The following is a 1,463-nucleotide window of genomic DNA, read 5'->3' as shown; positions in this document are numbered from 1 at the left end:
AAAAGGGCGGTATGGCCCTTGGAATTTTAGGCGGCATAGGACTTGTAATTTTGGTATTCGGTTTTAAGCTTCAACCCGGAAAGCCCGCTGTTGACGTTATCCTTACCATCCTGGCCGTCGTCGTAGCGAGTGCGACGCTACAGGCTACGGGCGGACTTGACGTTATGCTTCAGCTTGCCGAGAAGCTTCTTAGAAAGCATCCTAAATTTATATGTATCATCGCTCCTATGGTTGCGTGGACGCTTACGATTTTATGCGGAACGGGACACACCGTCTATACGCTGCTTCCGATTATCTACGACGTAGCGATTAAAAACAATGTCCGCCCTGAGCGCCCGATGGCTGCATCTACGATCTCATCGCAGCTTGCCATCATCGCTAGCCCCGTTTCAGTAGCGGGAGTTTCGATGGTTGCGATCTTGCTAGGTCAAGGCGTGCATATCGAGGGCTTTAGCAGCTATTTGGATCTACTTAAGCTTACCATCCCTTCTACTTTTATCGGAATGCTCGTAATCGGAACGTGGTCGATCTTTAGAGGCAAAGATCTGGATAAAGACCCTGAATTCCAAGAAAAGATCAAAGATCCGGAGCAGAAAAAATATATCTACGGCGAAAGCACTACTCTGCTTGGACAGAAGCTAGCTACCATTAAATGGGTATGTATGTGGATATTTTTAGCCACTATCGCGCTGGTTGCGGTCTTAGGATACTACAAGCAGTTCCGCCCCGCATGGACGAATAACGCACCGGGCAAATCTGTAGAGATCGTAGTGGATAAAAAAGATGTCAAAAATATCACGATCAAAGACGGCCAGGTCGTCTCCACGGTAGATGGCGGCAAGGTAATCTCAAACGTCAAAGAGTCCAAAGCCAAAGACGCTACTAAATTTAACAGCGTCGAAATTTACGACAAAGATAAGAAGCTTACCCAAAGCATCGTTGCTCAGGACGGAAACGTCGTAATCACCGCAGGCGATAAGAGCGAGAGTATCGCAAACGCAAGCATCGTCGTAAAAGATACTATGAAAAAAACCGCAAATTTAAATATGGTTCTTACCATTCAAATTTTCATGCTTCTAGCGGCGTCCATTATGATGATCGCTTCGGGCATAAAAGCGGGCAGTATCGCCAAAAACGAAATTTTCCACAGCGGTATGGTTGCGCTCGTGGCGATCTATGGAATTTCATGGATGGCGGAGACGATGTTTACCGCCCATATCGAGATGCTTAAGGCGTCTTTGGGAGAGGTTGTCAAGGCCTACCCGTGGACTTATATTCTAGTTTCGCTGCTAATCAGCAAATTTCTTAATTCCCAGGCGGCCGCCGTTGCGACCTTTGTTCCGCTCGCCGTTACCATCGGTATCGATCCGGGTCTGATCATCGCATTCGCGCCGGCTTGCTACGGATACTATATCCTACCTACCTATCCGAGCGACCTTGCGGCGATCCAGTTCGACCGCTCA

The 1,463-nt window shown here is 48.0% G+C and carries 1 protein-coding gene; it reads left to right on the top strand.

Annotated features, from left to right (window positions below; genetic code table 11):
• Positions 1–1,463 (top strand): anaerobic C4-dicarboxylate transporter (locus tag Q0340_RS00050; RefSeq protein ID WP_298081643.1); only part of this gene is annotated, 1,463 nt, incomplete at both ends.

The sequence above is a fragment of the uncultured Campylobacter sp. genome, from assembly GCF_938045595.1.
GTDB lineage: Bacteria > Campylobacterota > Campylobacteria > Campylobacterales > Campylobacteraceae > Campylobacter_B.
This window is presented reverse-complemented; position numbering and strand designations above follow the sequence as displayed.